The sequence below is a fragment of the Spirosoma sp. SC4-14 genome, assembly GCF_037201965.1.
Lineage (GTDB): Bacteria > Bacteroidota > Bacteroidia > Cytophagales > Spirosomataceae > Spirosoma.
Map to the genome: position 1 here is coordinate 5,916,604 of NZ_CP147518.1, position 17,865 is coordinate 5,934,468.

17 protein-coding genes are annotated in these 17,865 nt (G+C 48.0%); 11 read left to right on the forward strand and 6 right to left on the reverse strand.

The window, feature by feature from the left end:
• Nucleotides 1–24 precede the first annotated feature (24 nt).
• Both WBJ53_RS24285 and WBJ53_RS24290 read right to left on the reverse strand, forming a co-directional pair.
• Nucleotides 25–1,077, reverse strand: a complete 1,053-nt coding sequence (locus WBJ53_RS24285; RefSeq protein WP_338871016.1) for a M28 family peptidase — start codon at nt 1,075–1,077, stop codon at nt 25–27.
• A 138-nt stretch (nt 1,078–1,215) separates the two neighbouring features.
• On the reverse strand, nt 1,216–2,451 hold the full coding sequence (locus WBJ53_RS24290) for a pitrilysin family protein (protein ID WP_338871018.1): 1,236 nt from the start codon (nt 2,449–2,451) through the stop codon (nt 1,216–1,218).
• A 44-nt stretch (nt 2,452–2,495) separates the two neighbouring features.
• On the opposite strand from WBJ53_RS24290, the gene WBJ53_RS24295 reads away from it, so the two are divergent.
• Nucleotides 2,496–3,500, forward strand: a complete 1,005-nt coding sequence (locus WBJ53_RS24295) for a glycosyltransferase family 9 protein (protein WP_338871020.1) — start codon at nt 2,496–2,498, stop codon at nt 3,498–3,500.
• Nucleotides 3,501–3,574: 74 nt separating this feature from the next.
• On the opposite strand, the gene WBJ53_RS24300 is transcribed toward WBJ53_RS24295, so the two are convergent.
• On the reverse strand, nt 3,575–5,170 hold the full coding sequence (locus WBJ53_RS24300) for a hydrolase (RefSeq protein ID WP_338871022.1): 1,596 nt from the start codon (nt 5,168–5,170) through the stop codon (nt 3,575–3,577).
• Nucleotides 5,171–5,303: 133 nt separating this feature from the next.
• Nucleotides 5,304–6,842: an ATP-binding protein gene (locus WBJ53_RS24305; protein WP_338871024.1), complete on the reverse strand. Its 1,539-nt coding sequence runs from the start codon at nt 6,840–6,842 to the stop codon at nt 5,304–5,306.
• A 235-nt stretch (nt 6,843–7,077) separates the two neighbouring features.
• On the opposite strand from WBJ53_RS24305, the gene WBJ53_RS24310 reads away from it, so the two are divergent.
• Nucleotides 7,078–7,320, forward strand: a complete 243-nt coding sequence (locus WBJ53_RS24310) for a hypothetical protein (protein WP_338871026.1) — start codon at nt 7,078–7,080, stop codon at nt 7,318–7,320.
• A 285-nt stretch (nt 7,321–7,605) separates the two neighbouring features.
• On the opposite strand, the gene WBJ53_RS24315 is transcribed toward WBJ53_RS24310, so the two are convergent.
• Nucleotides 7,606–7,869 carry a helix-turn-helix domain-containing protein gene (locus tag WBJ53_RS24315; protein WP_338871028.1) on the reverse strand — a complete coding sequence of 88 codons (264 nt, stop codon included), beginning with the start codon at nt 7,867–7,869 and terminating at the stop codon, nt 7,606–7,608.
• Nucleotides 7,870–8,653: 784 nt separating this feature from the next.
• Between WBJ53_RS24315 and WBJ53_RS24320 the strand changes: the two genes are divergently transcribed.
• On the forward strand, nt 8,654–9,604 hold the full coding sequence (locus WBJ53_RS24320; protein ID WP_338871030.1) for a GNAT family N-acetyltransferase: 951 nt from the start codon (nt 8,654–8,656) through the stop codon (nt 9,602–9,604).
• Between the two features lie 10 nt (nt 9,605–9,614).
• Here WBJ53_RS24320 and WBJ53_RS24325 read toward each other — a convergent pair whose 3' ends face one another.
• The gene (locus WBJ53_RS24325) at nt 9,615–10,598 is read right to left on the reverse strand and encodes a hypothetical protein (protein ID WP_338871032.1); all 984 of its coding nucleotides are present in this window, start codon (nt 10,596–10,598) and stop codon (nt 9,615–9,617) included.
• Here WBJ53_RS24325 and WBJ53_RS24330 point away from each other — a divergent pair.
• Genes WBJ53_RS24330 through WBJ53_RS24365 form a run of 8 tightly spaced genes read left to right on the forward strand, consistent with a single transcriptional unit; the run spans nt 10,597 to nt 17,826 of the window.
• Nucleotides 10,597–11,583: an NAD-dependent 4,6-dehydratase LegB gene (locus WBJ53_RS24330; protein WP_338871034.1), complete on the forward strand. Its 987-nt coding sequence runs from the start codon at nt 10,597–10,599 to the stop codon at nt 11,581–11,583. The genes WBJ53_RS24325 and WBJ53_RS24330 overlap by 2 nt on opposite strands.
• On the forward strand, nt 11,576–12,721 hold the full coding sequence (locus WBJ53_RS24335; RefSeq protein ID WP_338871036.1) for a LegC family aminotransferase: 1,146 nt from the start codon (nt 11,576–11,578) through the stop codon (nt 12,719–12,721). The genes WBJ53_RS24330 and WBJ53_RS24335 overlap by 8 nt, the downstream gene beginning before the upstream one ends.
• Nucleotides 12,718–13,662, forward strand: a complete 945-nt coding sequence (locus tag WBJ53_RS24340) for an ATP-grasp domain-containing protein (protein WP_338871038.1) — start codon at nt 12,718–12,720, stop codon at nt 13,660–13,662. The genes WBJ53_RS24335 and WBJ53_RS24340 overlap by 4 nt, the downstream gene beginning before the upstream one ends.
• Nucleotides 13,653–13,970 (forward strand): HAD hydrolase family protein, encoded by a 318-nt coding sequence (locus WBJ53_RS24345; RefSeq protein ID WP_338871040.1) that lies wholly within the window; start codon nt 13,653–13,655, stop codon nt 13,968–13,970. The genes WBJ53_RS24340 and WBJ53_RS24345 overlap by 10 nt, the downstream gene beginning before the upstream one ends.
• A 5-nt stretch (nt 13,971–13,975) precedes the next feature.
• Entirely contained in the window at nt 13,976–14,992 is a 1,017-nt protein-coding gene (gene neuB, locus WBJ53_RS24350; RefSeq protein ID WP_338871041.1) for an N-acetylneuraminate synthase, read from the forward strand.
• Nucleotides 14,989–16,101: a UDP-N-acetylglucosamine 2-epimerase gene (gene neuC, locus WBJ53_RS24355; RefSeq protein ID WP_338871042.1), complete on the forward strand. Its 1,113-nt coding sequence runs from the start codon at nt 14,989–14,991 to the stop codon at nt 16,099–16,101. Before neuB ends, neuC begins: the two co-directional genes overlap by 4 nt.
• The gene (locus tag WBJ53_RS24360) at nt 16,088–17,131 is read left to right on the forward strand and encodes a nucleotidyltransferase family protein (protein WP_338871044.1); all 1,044 of its coding nucleotides are present in this window, start codon (nt 16,088–16,090) and stop codon (nt 17,129–17,131) included. The genes neuC and WBJ53_RS24360 overlap by 14 nt, the downstream gene beginning before the upstream one ends.
• Nucleotides 17,128–17,826, forward strand: coding sequence for an acylneuraminate cytidylyltransferase family protein (locus tag WBJ53_RS24365; protein ID WP_338871046.1), 699 nt, complete (start codon nt 17,128–17,130; stop codon nt 17,824–17,826). The genes WBJ53_RS24360 and WBJ53_RS24365 overlap by 4 nt, the downstream gene beginning before the upstream one ends.
• The last annotated feature ends 39 nt before the right edge of the window (nt 17,827–17,865 follow it).

Genomic DNA, 17,865 nt, shown 5'->3' on the forward strand with positions numbered 1-17,865 from the left:
TGGCGGAGCAACCATAAACCATTCTTAGTTAGCCATGAGCCAGGCGGTCTGAAAAATCAGTGTGGCACGCTTTGCCAAAAGGTCAAACTCAATCTTTTCGGGCTTGTCGGAAGGCTGATGATAATCGGGATGTTCGCCATCGGTAAAAAACAGGACAGGAACGCCTAATTTGGCCAGATTATAATGATCAGATCGAGAGAAGTACTGCTTCGGATCATCTTCCGTGTCGTGTTCATAATCCAGTTCGATTCGAACCGATTGTTTATTGGCCTGTTCAGCTAGTCGTCGGAGCCGGCTATTTTCCGAACCTGTTATCAGATAACAATAGTCAGGGTGTTTTCGGTGTTTGTTGTCGATCCGGCCAATCATATCGGTATTCAGGTTTCCTACCAGTTGTGTTATCGGTATAGGGCTATTATTGACAAAATAAGTTGACCCCAGTAGCCCGTTTTCTTCTCCCGAGAACAACACAAACAGAATACTTCGTCGGCTTCGGATACCTTGCTGGGCCAGACTATCGAAAACCGACGCAACACTGAGCACGGTGGCCGTTCCTGATGCATTGTCGTCGGCACCCGGAAATACTCGCCCGCCTATGCGCCCTACATGATCGTAATGGGCCGAAATAACGACGATTTCCTGTTTTCGGTCGGTTCCTAAAATAAAACCGGCCACGTTATGCCCCTGTAGTACCTGAGCGCTATCTTTTGCCGTAACGGGTGCCGGGAGCAGTTCCCCTTTTTTATACATTACAGGAGTCTGGCCGGGCCTGGGTTTAAATAACGCAAGGGTGGTAGACGTAAAATAGAAGGGTTGATAAAACGACCCGCGTACCGAATCGACTCGAAAAACCGCTAACAGATGGCTCTTTCTAAACGATTTGACACAATAACGAGCTGCCGTTAGCTGGCTGGGCGTACCTGTTTCTCTCCCCTGTAAGCTATCATCTGCCAGTGCAAAAACATGCTGTTTCAGCAGTGGTAACGGTACTGATATAGCCGATACATCGGATTGAGCCCGTAAACCAAGACTTACCAGTACTAAACAAAAGAGCAGTTGCAGAGTGGCAATTTTCATAGTGCAAACAAGCTCTCCGACGTGCAGAATGGCAGGTAGTCACGGATAAAGTTTTCAGTTTATGGTTTACAGTGCTTCGCCTGTTTAGAACCCAACTTTTGCAGAGCGCAGAAAACTATAAACTGAAAACAGAACCCATTATTTCTCAGGCACGAACGTAAGAGAGCTGAACTGGCTTTCGTCGAAAACTTCCTGCGCCAGTGTTTGTAGCTGTTCGGCCGTAACAGCTTTAATATCGTTGAAGATGTCGTTCAGGGCTTCGACCCGATCAATATCGAGCAGGCTCTTGGCCATCATCAGCATAAAACTATTGTTGCTTTCTTCGGCCATAGCCAGTTGCCCAATCAGTTGCTCTTTGGTCTGATGCAGTTGCAGAGTTGTCAGCGGTTCGTCGCGCAGGCGTTTTAGCTCTTTGCTGATTAACATCTGCGCTTTATCGACTTTTTTGGGATCGGTGCCAAAATAAATCCCCAGAAATCCCGTATCGAGGTAGGGCGTATAACTGGCATCGATCGAATAAACCAGCCCATACTTCTCCCTCAGATTCATGTTGAGCCGGGAGTTCATACCCGGCCCTCCCAGCAAATTGATGAGCATAAAAAACGGCAATCGACGCGGATCGGTCAGTCCATAGGCCGGCCGGCCCAGAGCACACTGTGCCTGGGTTATTGGCCGCTCGATGCGCGTCTGACGCGGCACATAATCGGTTGGTTTTTTACGTTGTCGATTTGAATGCTGTGCAGGCACATCGCGCAGGTATTTTTCGGCTACTTTAACAACCTGTCTGAAAGCCAGATTGCTCACCGATGCAAAGACAATCCTACTGGTATCGTAGTTTTCGGCGATAAACCGTTGCAAATCTTCGCGCCGGAAAGAACTGACGGTTTCGGTAGTCCCCAAAATATTTCCACCCAGCGCATGATTGGGGAAAATCAGTTGATCGAAATCGTCCTGAATGGCATCTTCGGGCGAATCGTAATACATCGCCATTTCTTCCAGCACCACACCCCGTTCGCGTTCAATCTGTTTTTCTGGAAAAACGGAGTGAAACGTAATATCGGCCAGTAGTTCGGTTGCCTTTTCGAAGTGAACACCCAATACAGAAGCATGAAAACATACTTTTTCTTTGGTTGTATATGCATTTAGCTCGCCACCAACCGTTTCTAAACGGGTAATTATGTGGTACGATTTTCGTTTCTCCGTACCTTTGAAAGCCATATGTTCCCAAAAGTGGGCTAACCCCTGCTGATGTGGTTGTTCATCGCGGCTCCCAATATCAAGCATAATACCACAATGAGCAATCTGCGTATGCGGTATCTGTTTATGAGCAATTCGAATACCGTTGGGTAATGTATAAACTTCGTAATCTTCCATTCTTAAGCAATTGACGCAGTCATAACGACGCATCTGGCGCACTAATGATAACCGTAACCAATCCGCCCCGGTTCCTGATCAACCAAACTGCCTTTATCGGCGATGTGATTCTGGCTACGGCTCTCCTGGAACAGCTTCATCAGGCAAGGCCCGACGCCATTCTGGACGTACTGGTTCGCAAAGGTAACGAGAGTCTGCTGGCCAATCATCCATTTGTGAATGAGGTATTGGTCTGGGATAAGAAAAAAGCAAAATACAGTAGTCTCTGGCAACTTCTTAAAACAATACGTTCCCGCCGGTATGACGTTGTGCTGAATCTTCAGCGCTTCGGCACAACAGGACTGCTAACGGCCCTATCGAATGCAAAAGTTACAATAGGTTTTGCCAAAAATCCGTTTGCCCGTTTCTTTTCCTACCAGGTCGAGCACCGCATTGAGCCGGGCATCCACGAAATTCATCGAAATGCCGAATTATTGAAACCCCTGAATCTGACAGGTCCCGTTGTGAAGCCCAAACTATATCCATCAACGGCCGACTACAATACCGTACGACCCTATCAAAGTATGCCGTATGTCTGTATGGCACCCACATCGGTATGGTTCACAAAACAATATCCGGCCGAACGCTGGATTGACTTAATGAAGGCGCTCCCGCGTAATCTGACCATTTATTTGCTGGGTGCTCCGGCTGATGCCCCCGCCTGCGATGCCATGATTGCGCTGGCCGGACGCAAAGGTGAAGTGATTAATCTGGCCGGTAAGCTGAGTTTACTACAATCGGCCGCGTTGCAGGAAGGTGCTGTGATGAATTATGTAAATGATTCGGCCCCGCTTCACCTGTGTTCGGCTATGAATGCCCCGACTACGGCTATTTTCTGCTCAACAGTACCCGAATTCGGATTTGGCCCATTGGCAGATCGGTCGCGGGTGGTACAAACGCACGAAATTCTGGACTGTAAGCCGTGCAATCTGCACGGAAAATCGGCCTGCCCGCTGGGCCATTTCCGATGCGCCTGGGGGATTTCGGTCAGTGAGCTGGCAAGTATTTAGTTTATGGTCTATGGTTGCGCTGCTAAATAGATCTTCTCCTGCAAAACAACCATAGACTGTCAACTATATAAACCTTACTGAACCCTGGCAAGCCAGAGTGAAGCATTCAGGTGCAGGGCTGGGTGCGATGTATAGCCCGATGGCGCATCGCCCGACCAACCGTTAAACAAGTTATCGTTTGTATCGCCCGTGCCGTCGTCGGCGGGCGAACTATCGCCAATAAAGACCACACGACCGGTACCATATGTCGATAGTAGCGCCATTACATTGGTATTGCTGTTTAGCGTACTACTCATCCGCCAGAACAACCCCTGGACAGTTGAATTGTTAGCGGGGTAAAGCGTAGCGGTGGTGCCGTTATAAAATGCCAGTTTTGAGGCTGTTCCGGCCACCCCATTCAACACTTTCTGGGCGTTTGTATTGGTACCCGTATAGACCTTCGTGGTTGGTTGCTCGCTGATGTCGACATAATCGATCACAAAGCCGAAAGGTTTGTTGTTGTTAACCCCATTGTTCGACATCAGGTCATTCCAGACACGGGGCGAATCGTAGCCATCGCCATCCCGGTCCGACGGATTATAGCCGTTTGGGTCTGTACCGGTCAACGACGGTGCCGTATGATCGGCTACCATCATCAGCCCCCCACCATTTGAGATGAAGTTCATGATCGCCGTTTTTTCAGTCGTTGTAAAGAGCCGGTTGGGTTCTACAACGATATAAACGTCGTAGTTACTCAGATCCTGCGGATTCGATGCGTTACCATACGTTAGCGATGCCGTATTAGGCAGTGTCTCAACCAGGTTACCGCGCTTCACCAATTCAACTGCCCAGGCCGAAATTCCACCTTTCCAGTATGTTTCAGCAGTGCTTGCTGTAATCCCTGTATATGAAGGTGTTGGATACCGCTGGGCTTTGGTCTCTACAGTTGTCCCGCCCGTGTAGATGGGTACGCTTTCGGTACCATCGGCGTCAATTTGCCAGTCGGCGCTCCCCGCATTTTCGTATTTACTGGCATCGAACAGGAATTTTTTGCCGGTTGGCGTTCCGGTTCCGCCCGAATAATCGTTGATGGTAATATCGTCGATATTGATTCGGTTAGATGAACCGGTTAATTTGCGGATTTCCAGCCGAATATTGCCCGAAACGTTTAATGTAAAGGTCTGTGTTTGAAGCGTGGTAGTTGTGCTAAGATTTGTCCCCGATTGGGTCCAGGAACTGCCCCCATTGGTCGAATACCACAGCCCCCACTGGCTCGCGGCATCGGTACCATACGTAGCATGTTTTACGGTAACTGTGCTGGCTCCCGTTGTTACATCGAACAGCATCGTGATTTTTCCGGTGTTCCGAATCCGGGCCGACCAGGCCCCCGCTTTCCGGTCGCCACTCAGATTGCCAATCAAGGCATCATACAAATTCCACGATTTCGACTGGAGCGTCACATTATCGCCACTCGACGAGCCCGTCGGGCTAACATCATAAGCGGTTTTAGGGCTGGTCGATCCAACCTCAAACCCTTCCGAGAGCGACACGGATGCCGTCCGGGCCGACCGCAGTAGCATTTCTGGCGTAGTTTGGAGGCCAACGTTTTCGACCGGCTGACAGCCTACGACCAGCGTTCCTGCCAATAGGCAGGCAACAAAAGTATTCTTCAACTTCAATACATTAAGCATCAGGTAAACTTTTTAACATGTAAGAGATTTATTTTTACAAATTTCCAAAACCAAACCTGATGTTAATTTACTAAAAGTATTATCAATACATTATTTTATAAACTAATTAGTTATTTTGTTACTAATATTCTGATCAAATTACAGGCAAATAGACCTCAAAAGTAGCTCCCTGGCCAGGAGAACTAGTGGCTGTAATAGCGCCACCATGATTTTTAATGACTTTTTCGCCAATGGCCAACCCTATACCCGTTCCTGCATATTCACTACGGGTATGTAGCCGTTGAAACGCCTGAAAAATTCGGTTCAGGTACTGTTCATCGAATCCTATTCCGTTATCAGCTACCTTAATCTGATAATAAGATGCGGCCTGTTGTGCAGGTTTTACGGTTGCAGGCAATTCGGTAACGGCCAGTTGCCTGGCACTGATCCGAATGATGGGTGGCGTATGAGGCTTATGAAATTTCAGTGCGTTTGAAATCAGATTCTGAAATAATTGCTGCAGTTGCGATTCGTCGCCCGAAATAGTTGGCAATTCACCTACTACCAATTGGGCATTGGTTTCCTGAATGCTTAAATCCAGATCATCGAGCACACGTGTGATTACCTGTCCCAGCGCAACGGAACCGTTCGTTTTCCGATGGGTTGATATACGAGAGAAATTAAGTAAATCCCGGATTAGTATCGCCATTCGGGACGCGGCCGATTGCATACGCTCCAGATGATCGACACCGTCTCCCAACTGATCGGCATAATTAGTCTTCAGCAGGTCGCCAAAGGACTGAATTTTTCGTAAGGGTTCCTGCAAATCGTGGCTGGCGATGTAAGCAAACTCCTGAAGGCTTTCGTTTGAACGGAGAAGATTCTGATTGAGCGTTTCTAGCTGAAGCTGCGTATTCTTCAATTCGGTAATATCCAGAAACGACAAGACAATCCAGTCGCCATTTCGCACACCCTGTACTTCATACCACAGATCGTATCCGTCGTAGGTATAATGATTCTGATACCGAAGCGGCACGCCGGTCTGCGCAAGATTTTTATACTGATTCCAGATTCCACTCAGTTCAATTCCCGGAAATACCTCAAGCATTGTTCGCCCAAGCAGTTCTTCGGCCCGGCGTCCGGTCATCCGCTCGGCCATCTGGTTAATCAACTCATAGCGCAGGTCAATAACATCGCCGGTTTTGGGATTGCGCACAATTGAATACAAAGCCATAGCTGTGAGGGCGCTATCGGTCACAAATTTAAGTTGTTCGGCCTGTTGTCGGCGTGCCAGTTCAGTCACCTGCGGTGTAACATCCTGCATTGCACCAACCATTCGCATTGCCCGACCACCCTGAAAAAGTGTATAGCCACGGTCATGTACATACGCGTAGGTGCCATCAGCTTTCAAAAAACGGTATTCGTCAGACCAGGTAGACTTTCTCTGTTCAATGGCCTTATATATTTTGTCCTGAACCCGTTTCTGGTCGGTTGGATATATCTTACTCAACCATACACTAACGCCATCGGCATAATCGCCCGAAGGGTAACCAAACAGATTCGTTAACCCATCATTCCACCAGATGTGTCCCGTCTGCAAATTCCAGTCCCAGACCGCATCGTGGGTAGCTTTTGCCACTAAGTTAAATCGTTCCTGAGCCAATGCACCCGACGAATCACCCTCTTTATCCATAGAATCTGTTGAGCAGGTTTTCACAAAAATAGAAGAATATTTAGTTTCTATTTTTCCGGCAGCAAGAAGCCAATTATCGGGTTCAGAATCACTAAAGTAACCATAGGTGTAATTCGTACACGTTATACGCTGTTCATCCCTGAAAATGTCCGTTAGCTCATATTTATTTTGCCTGCCACAAGCCATCCCATACCTTTGGGGCCGCACAATTAAACCCGGGCATTTTGAACAGATCATGAGCGTCGTTATTAAACCAACTGTCAACAATATAATTAATCTTTGGTTTGCCGAAGACACACCAATCCGGCAATATAAGATTAAGTTAAATCCTGATTTATGGGTAGCGTGTCAGCACATTCATCAGGATTTTTGTCCGCCGTCGAAAATACGGGAAGTGGAGAGATATCGTAAGTCAGATAAAGTCGCTTTTGCAAAAGCAGTGCAACAGCAATTGGGCTATTTGCCGTCGGACAATTAATCCCTGATGCTTTAGCAGATTCAGAAAGCCGGGCTGGAGGTCTGGCTTTTTTCGTACAACCCGTTTCCATTCAGCGGCCTTCATTCATCCTGCTATAGGTTCAGTAGTGTTTATTAATCGTATTGACAGGAGCACCCCATTTGCCAACCAGCCGAATTCATGTTCTGTGGTATTTATGCTACAGAACCCGCATTTTTTTCCATATGTGTGGCAGCGTAATTGAGCTTCAGAAGAAAGAATTGATCAATACCATTCTGAACGGTTTTGCAAAAGAAGTTCTATCCATCAGCTCATTGCCCGATACATAATTAAGTCCGGGTTTGCCCGCTCATACTCCTCAATTGAGATCAAACCTGTGTCGGTCAGCGCATATTCGGCCGATTCATCAACCGATTCGGTCGTCGATACGATTAAGCCGCTATCGAGCAAGCCTGCTACCAGATAGCTCACCAACGCCTGATCGAAATGAGTTTGCTCAATTAATTGAGTATAGTTTATGCAGTGGCGTGTTGCCAGAAGAATTCTGTATTGTCCGAACGTAAGAACCATGGTATAAACACTAGGCTTTGCCTACTAAAAGTGCTAAGTTGGATTTATACAAGATACACCTATAGGTTAACTCGACAAAAGATGAGCCAATCTTTGCTTTAACGAAAAAAAATGAAAAATAACGTTCTGGCTACGACCAATTCTTCAACAAATTTCATGAAATGGCAGAATCAGAAAGTCGGCTTAGCATAAGAGAACTTTTTTAACTATTCCAATAGCAAGTTTTTACTATAATTAATAATACTACTACAATATCTATTCCATTTACACATAAACTATCTTAACTATTTTCTATTTATATAAAATTGAAAACAAAATAACAAGAGCGACATCCATTGGTTGTTCTTCACTTATTCCCATTTTCTGTGCCAAACCTATCGGCCATTGTTCATGTCTACTTGCCAGAATTAGCAGTCTGTATATCTCCTTCTGTACAGAAACGGACGGCAAGTGTCCAGAATCGTACAGAGGAGACTTAGTTAAATTTCTTAATAAACTACTAATCAATCGATTATCTCATTGGTATGATTATTGGCTTTTGCTAAACCGGTAAGCCTCTTTAGCATTTTCTGTTGCAGCATATACGTATATCAACGGTTTGTGTTTACGAGCGGACTAAATATTCTAGGTTAAGAAAACGGGAAAGCATACGCAGCTCTGCGTATGCTTTTTTTTGCCTATTGCAATCGCATCCTTATAAACTCATTTTCCCTAAAACTCCGTCGAATTCGCTATCTTTGTCTACATTAACCAGTATGTTGATGCTTTAGAGGCTTTTCAGCCTATGACTGATTATATAATTTTACGTAAAAAGAACCCTCGCGTATTTGAGCTTCCTGAGTTCTACGAGACTGGTTTTTTCTTTAACGAAGCGGTTCATTTAAGTCAGCAACGCAATGGCGTCTATCATCTGCTAGCAGCACTTAATCAACATACCCAGCAAGCAGAAGCCCGCTGTGCTTTTTTTGTTAGTTCCGACGAAGCGGTCAGCCCCGGCGCGGCTCCATTTGGCTCCGTTGAATTTGCCGAATCATTACCCGATATTGTTTTGGACGAATTTTTGCAGGCCCTTCAGGATACCGTTCGAACAGTAGACGCATCAACCCTGCGTCTGGTTAATTATCCGAACTGCTACGCCCCTAAACAGGCCCAACGTTTAACCAACAAATTGATTGAACATGGCTTTCGGATACTCACAACAGATCAGAATTTTTTCCTGCCCATCACCGGCTCCGATTGGGAGAGTCAAATTGAGCCCGCCGAACGCCGTCGGCTGCGTAAATGCCGCGAAGCCGGATTTACCTTTGCACACTGGCAGACACCCGACCTCGATGTAGTTATACATTTTTTACAGGAAACCAGATCTCTCAAAGGGTATCCGCTAACGATAAACCCTGACCAACTCAGGGCATTACTGGCAAATTTCCCGAATCAGTTTAGCGTTTTTGTTGTGCGCGATGGTTCAAGGTTAGCCGCGCTTACTGTTAGTGTGCGCGTTCGGCACGACATTCTATACAATTTTATGCCCACCTACCACCCTCGCTATCAAACATTTAGCCCAATGGTTATGCTAACCCATGGGCTGTTTGGTTACTGCCAGCAGCAAGCCATTCGGCTGCTCGATTTAGGGGTCTCGCTCGATGCTAGCCGAACGCCGAAACCCAGTCTGGCCCGGTTCAAAAAAAACCTCGGAGCGCAGGAATCACCCAAGCTTGTGTTTGAGAAATCGCTATAACCCACTACGGTCACATCGATGGATTATTCTTATAAATATCCAGCGAGTGCTGCTTGGGAAAACAATCGACCAGCCCTTTCTGATTGAGGTTAATGATCGGATATTCGGTAAAGCGTTCGAGGTCTTTAAACAAAAAGTGGTGGGAATACAGCAGTTCCCCTACGCTATGCGCGTGTGCATCGCGCACTTTCGAGGGCTGGCTGCCCGTTTTATCGTAAAAGTGGCGATCGATATAATACATTTCGTTGTTTTCATCAACCACCAGATTCAGAAAATAATCGTTGTCGAATCCGCAGATATAAATCTGGCTATAGCCCATGTAGCAGGCAGCCGCCAACGCTTTGTAGGCCGTCATCGACACAAAACAGCGAGGCCCCGTAATAGTGATTTTGCTCAAAAAAAGATTGCCCCGATCATAAAAACCAAACTTTTTCCTGAACGGCGCTGCGTTGTAATGTTCTAAGGGAACAAAGCACGTAATGTCCTTTTGAGTCAGCAGATTAATATCGGTTGTCAGACGCTCGGTAAGGTGTGGATATTTTGCAGGATTAAAGTAAGCCGGATCGCTTAAGAGGTAATAGTTGGGTGTCACTACCTCAGCAAGTGGTGAGTTGATGTAGGAGTTGACAGCAAACACATCGAACGCGTCGGCCTGCTGCAACCGTTTAATTTTAGCCGGGTCGAGCTTACCCACCGACGGCCCGTTAGCCAGCACCAGTGCCTGTTTCCCGGCTTTACTGCCCTTCAGTTGCCGGGTCTTTTGCAGCGGCCCGATATGCCGACTGACTACTTTGAATCGGTAGTACCAGTTACGGGCTACGGTGTCTAACCAAAACAGAAAAATACGGGGGATACTCAGACCTAAATACTTCATCAGTAAACGAACGGGCAATTTCGGCACAAAGCTACGACGAATCCCGACAGCAACGCCCTGCTTTGCCCCCTTGCTTTTATTCGCTAATTTTGGCCTGCCTCCGAACACGTTACCGTGCATGAAGAAAGTGTTAGTTACCGGAGCTGACGGTTTTATCGGCAGCCATCTGGTTGAGAAACTCCTGGAAGACGGGTATTCTGTAAAAGCCTTTACCTACTATAACTCGTTTAATAGCTGGGGGTGGTTAGATACGCTGCCCAGAGAGAAACTGAAGGAAATCGAAATTTTTGCGGGCGATATACGAGACCCAAACGGTGTCAGAACAGCCATGAAAGACGTAGCCATGGTGTTTCACCTGGCAGCCCTCATTGCCATTCCGTATAGTTATCACTCACCCGATAGCTATGTCGATACAAACATCAAAGGAACGCTAAATGTATTACAGGCCGCCCGCGATTTATCGCTGGAGAAGGTACTCATAACCTCAACGTCTGAAGTATATGGCACGGCGCTGACCGTGCCCATCGACGAAACGCACCCCCGACAGGGGCAGTCGCCCTATTCGGCTACCAAAATCGGTGCCGATTCAATGGCCGAAGCGTTCTATCGGAGTTTTAACTTACCGGTCGTTACGGTTCGTCCGTTCAATACCTATGGGCCACGCCAATCGGCCAGGGCTGTTATTCCCACCATTATTACGCAACTGCTGAATGGCTATCGGGAAATAAAACTTGGTGCGCTCCACCCAACCCGCGATCTGGTTTTCGTGGCCGATACCGCCAATGGATTCGCTGAAATTGCCAAACAGAATTCATTGATTGGACAGGAAGTTAACATTGCAACCAATGTCGAAATCAGCATTGGCGACCTGGCTGAGAAAATAATAAGTCTGATGGGCGTGGAAGCCGAAGTGGTTTCAGACGATCAGCGACTGCGGCCCGAAAAAAGCGAAGTAGAACGCCTGCTGGGTTCGAACCAGAAGATCGTATCAACAACCGCATGGCGGCCCCGTTTTTCACTTGATGAGGGGTTACAGAAAACCATCGAGTGGTTTAGCAACCCGACTAATCTTAGTCAGTACAAGGCCCACATTTATAATGTTTGATCAGTTTGTCAACTTCGTGCGCGATGTATTCAGCGAACCTACTGCCTTCATTCCACTGCACGAACCTCGGTTTACGGGCAATGAAAGGCGTTATGTTATGGATGCCATCGACTCAACCTTTGTGTCGTCGGTAGGGCAATATGTCGACCGTTTTGAAGAACAAATAAGAGACTATACGGGCGCTTCATGTGCTATTGCTACGGTAAACGGCACAGCCGCTCTGCACATTGCGCTGTTGCTGGCAGGCGTAAAACGGGACGAACTGGTCATTACTCAGCCGCTTTCGTTCATTGCTACCTGCAATGCCATTGCCTACACAGGTGCTGAGCCAGTTTTTATAGACATTGACGTAACTACACTGAGCCTCAGCCCTACCAAACTAAAGTCGTTCTTAGACAGCCATACCGAAGTCCGAACCGGAAATTGCTACCACATTGCCAGCGGCAAACGCATCAGCGCCTGTGTGCCGATGCACACATTTGGGCATCCGGCCCAGATAGACGCCATTGTGCAGGTTTGTAGAGCCTATCATATTCCGGTGGTAGAGGATGCGGCTGAGTCATTGGGGAGTACGTATCGTGGGCAGCAAACGGGTACATTTGGTTTACTTGGCACCTATAGTTTCAACGGAAATAAAACCATTACCTGTGGCGGTGGCGGCATGGTGGTCACAAACAACGAGCAACTAGGCAAGCTCGCCAAACACTTGACCACGCAAGCCAAAATTCCACATCGCTGGGCATTCGACCACGACCACATCGGCTATAACTACCGCCTGCCGAATCTGAATGCGGCTATGGCCTGTGCTCAGATGGAACAACTCGATATGTTCATTGCCCACAAACGCCACCTGGCCGAGCAATATGCCCGGTTTTTCAGCAACTATGCGTACCAATTTATTCAGGAACCAACCCAAAGTCAGTCGAACTACTGGCTGAATGCTATTCTGCTGAATGACCGCCGGGAGCGCGATGAGTTTCTTGAATTCAGCAACAATCGCGGTATTATGACTCGTCCTGCCTGGACATTACTCACAAAATTACCCATGTTTGAGAATTGCCTGCGCGACGATACGACGAACGCCCAATCTATTGAAGATAGACTTGTTAATATTCCCAGCAGTGTGATTCTGGCATGAACGACACCATCAATATTCTGTTTCTGGGCGGAGCCAAACGGGTTTCGGTGGCCGAAGCGTTCATCGGTGCGGGCCAAAAGCTGGGCAAAACGGTACAGATCTTCTCCTATGAGTTATCGGAGCAGGTACCGATTGCCTTTGTGGGGCAAATTATCGTTGGGCTTCGCTGGAACGACCCGGCCATTCTGACGCATCTGAACGACACGATTGCCACCCATCACATCCAGATTGTGATTCCCTTTCTCGATCCAGCTACGCTCATTGCCTCACAGCTCGATCAGGTGACGAGTAACGTATTTATTCCTATTTCGTCGGAAGAAGCCTGTTCTATCTTTTTCAATAAAATAAAGGCAAACGACTGGTTTACGCAGCAACAGTTTCCGATTCCGGTGGCTACTGCCACACTACCTCTCATTGCCAAACCCGCTTTTGGGTCGGCCTCTAAAGGAATCATGATTCTTAATACGGCTCAGGAAAAAGCGTATTTCGAACAAACGTTTCCAACCAATGAGTATCTGGTACAACGGTTTGTGGATGGAGTCGAATACAGCGTCGATTGCTATGTGTCGCCCCGAACCGGCGACATTCTCTGCATTGTTCCACGCAAACGACTGGAAGTAACGGCGGGTGAGGTTACCCAGACCATTACCCAAAAAAATACCCAACTGATTGCCCTGTGTAGGGATATGTTGCAAAAAAGTGGGTTGCGCGGCCCCATCACCATTCAGTTTCTGGAAGAGAAAGCAACCGGTGACTTTTATTTCATGGAAGTAAATCCCCGATTTGGGGGTGGCGTTATGGCAGCAGTTGGCGCCGGGGCCAATATTCCTCTATATATCCTTCAGGATTATCTGGGCATACCGCAGGAGCCAGCGGCAAACTGGACTGATAACCTACTGATGATCAGAACGTATCGTGAATTTTATAAGACATGCAATTAATTATTGACCTCGACGGCACCATCTGTACCGAAGAGAAAACATACAGCCGTTCGATGGCGAAGTTGCTGGACGGTGCACGCGAAAACGTTAACCGCCTGTACGACGAAGGCCACACTATCATTATCTATTCGGCCCGGACCTGGATGGAATACGAAATGACCACGCACTGGCTCCAGCAAAATGGGGTTAAATACCATCAGTTGATTCTGGGAAAACCCATTGGCGATTTCTGGATCGACGACCGGGCCATTGGTTTCGACAATTGGGAAAACGTAGCCGAGCGGCTCAGGAAACCGAAAAAAAGCTAACCAGCATGAGTAACGTTTTGATTATTGCCGAAGCCGGAGTTAACCACAACGGGAACCTGGAACTTGCCAAAGAAATGATTCGGGTAGCGAAAGAAGCCGGAGCCGATATCGTTAAATTCCAGACGGCCGTGCCCGAACTGGTCGTGAGTGCCGGTGCGCCGAAGGCAGAATACCAGATTGCCAACACCGGTAGTAGTGAATCCCAACTGGAGATGACCCGCAAAATTCATCTCCCGCTGGAGGCTTATCCGATTTTGCAGGATGTTTGCAAGCAAACAGGCATCACCTTTATGTCGACGGCCTTCGACCTGAAAAGCCTGCAATTGCTAAACGATATGCAGGTGCCGATGCATAAGGTACCTTCTGGAGAAATTACCAATCTGCCCTATCTCAAAAAAATAGCGCAGGCGGGTAAGCCCACCATTGTATCGACTGGCATGGCTACGATGGGCGAAATTGAACAGGCTATCAATGTATTGCTCGCCAACGGTCTCGAACGCAGCCAGATTTCGGTGTTGCACTGCAATACCGAGTATCCTACCCGCATGGAAGACGTGAACCTGAACGCTATGCTTTCCATTCGCGATGCGTTTAAGGTTCAGGTCGGTTATTCTGACCATTCGGTCGGCATCGAAATTCCGACAGCGGCCGTGGCCATGGGAGCTACCATCATCGAGAAACATTTTACGCTCGACAAAACGATGGAAGGCCCCGACCATAAAGCCTCGCTCGACCCCGCCGAGCTGGCCCAGATGATTCGGGCCGTTCGGAATGTGGAGCAGGCACTGGGCACTGGCATTAAACAACCAAGCCCATCCGAACGAAAAAACATCGTAATTGCCCGGCGGAGTATTCACATTTCGGTTCCGCTGCCTAAAGGGCATATTATTCAGGCCAGTGACCTGGTCATGAAACGTCCTGGCAGTGGCATTTCGCCCATGCTGATGGATAAAGTTATTGGCAAAGTGCTGCGGCATTCGCTTGAGGCCGACCACATACTCACCTGGGAGGACATGGAATGAAAATAGGCGTTCTCACTTCCAGCCGGGCCGATTACAGCATCTATCGGCCGCTTTTACAGGCCATGCAGGCCGACGGCGCGTTCGACCTGTCGGTGCTGGCGTTTGGCAGTCACGTATCGCAACAGTACGGCTACACGGTGCAACACATTGAAGCCGATGGCTTTCGGGTAAGCCATAAAATAGAGTCGCTGATTCTGGGCGATTCGCCAGAGGCCATTGCAACGGCGATGGGCGTTACGCAGGTACGGTTTGCTTCCGTTTGGGCGCAGGAAACGTTTGACCTGCTTTTTACGCTCGGCGACCGCTACGAGATGTTTGCCGCAGCAGCCTCTTCAATTCCATTTACCATTCCGATTGCCCATATTTCGGGGGGAGAAACCACATTGGGAGCCATCGATAATATATTCCGGCATTCGCTCACGATGATGGCTTCACTTCATTTTACGTCTACTGAAGCCTATCGTCAGAAGGTTTGCCAGATGCTGGGCCACGAAACGGGCGTGTATAACGTGGGCGCGTTAAGCATCGATAATCTCAAAAACCTCCCGCTCTATTCGTCAGAGCAGTTTAAAACTGTATTCGGTATCGATCTGGAGCTTCCGACGGTACTCATTACGTTTCACCCGGAAACGGTATCGTTTACGCAGAACGAACACTATATAACGGAGTTGATTGCTGCTCTGGCGGTTATTTGTTCTACCTATCAGCTGGTGATTACAATGCCCAATGCCGACACATCGGGCAACATGATCCGCCAGCGGCTGACGGCTTTTATCGAGAAACACGAAACCGTGCATGGTGTCGAATCGTTAGGAACTATCGGCTATCTTTCGTGCATGAAACATTGCCGATTTATGCTGGGCAATACATCGAGTGGATTTGTTGAAGCCAGTTTTTTCCCGAAATACGTTATTAATCTGGGAAATCGACAGGATGGGCGACTTCTCACCCCTAATATTCTCAATTGCCCTGTTGAAACGCAAGCCATTCTGAACGCTGTGCAGACCGTCGAAAATGCCGAAAAACCAGCGCCCGTTGAGCTATATGGCACCGGCGATGCGGCACAGCAAATTGTTTCTATCTTAAAAGAGGTTCGTGGCAGACTATAGTAATCATATCGTTTCGAAGGATGCACCCGTTACCAGAGCACTAGAGCAAATCACTGGTCTGGGGAAATACCTTACGCTTTTCGTAACCGACGAAACCGAGAAACTACTCGGTACGCTCACCGATGGCGATATTCGACGGGGTTTATTGCGGGGTAATGTGCTGACGGCACCCGTAAGTCAGTTCATGAACCCCAACTTCCGGTTTCTGCGCCAGCACGAGCACAATACCGAAATTATCCAGCAGTTTCGTAAGCAGCTATTGCAACTCATTCCCGAAATCGATAGCGAAGGCCGGATTACGCGCATCATCAATCTGGCAACCACCAAAGCCCTGTTGCCAATCGATGCGGTGATTATGGCGGGCGGAAAAGGGGAACGATTATTACCATTGACCAGCAATACGCCCAAGCCCCTGCTTCGGGTTGGCAACAAGCCCATTATCGAGCATAACGTCGACCGGCTGATCCGATACGGCATCAATCATATTCACATCACAACGCGCTACCTGGGCGAACAATTGGAAGCCTATTTCAGCGACGGTTCGGCCAAAGGCATTCACATTGATTACACGCGCGAAGTTGAACCCCTTGGCACAATTGGAGCCATGCGCCTGACGGCTACCTATCATCACGACACCGTTTTGCTGATGAACTCCGATTTGCTGACCAACATCGACTTTGAAGATTTCTACGAAGAATTCCGTCGGCAAAACGCCGATATGTCGGTAGCCACAGTGCCCTATCAGGTCAGTATTCCCTATGCCGTACTCGAAACGGATGATGGGCGAATTCGGTCGCTGAAAGAAAAGCCAAACTATACCTACTACATCAACGCAGGCATTTACCTGATGAAGCGTAGCTTGATCGACATGATTCCAGAAGGCGAGTACAACGCCACCGATTTACTGGAAAAACTCATCGCCGAGCAGTATACGGTTACCTATTTCCCAATGTTAAATTACTGGCTCGACATTGGCCGACCGGAAGATTACCAGAAAGCCTGTGTAGATATTAACCATATTACGCTATGAACGCTCTGTTCCTGATTACAGCACGGGGCGGCTCCAAAGGAATTCCCGGTAAAAACATGAGGCCCTTTATGGGTAAGCCACTGCTGTATTATAGCATCGACACTGCCCGCGAACTGGCTCCAGACGCTGACATCTGCCTTTCTTCCGATGCCGACGATATTATTCAGGCCGCCGAAGCATATGGGTTAGCAGTACCGTTTAAACGTCCGGATGCGCTGGCAACCGACCAGGCAGGCAGCTATGAGGTGATTCTTCATGCGGTTAATTTTTATAGGCAGCAAGGTATACACTACAATATCGTTGTACTGCTTCAGCCAACTTCACCATTCCGAACGGCTAAGCACGTTCGGGAAGCGATGGCCCTATATTCAGCCGACCTCGACATGGTAGTATCCGTAACGGAATCAGCGCTGAATCCGTATTACAACCTCTTCGAAGAGAATGCCAGCGGTTTTCTGCATCGGTCGAAAGAAAGCAGTTTCACACGTCGGCAGGACTGCCCCGCTGTGTATGCATACAACGGAGCCGTTTATGTTATCAATGTAGCCTCCCTCCAGCAACGCTCCCTCAACCAGTTCAGCCACGTCAGGAAGTATGTCATGAGCACTGCTGATTCAATGGATCTGGATACACCCCTGGAGTGGCAGTTTGCCGAATTTGTAGCGAAAGAACGAGTGAATAAAAATCGACTGTAGAAAAAGAAGGTATTCCATCTAAGTTACGGTACTCATTCA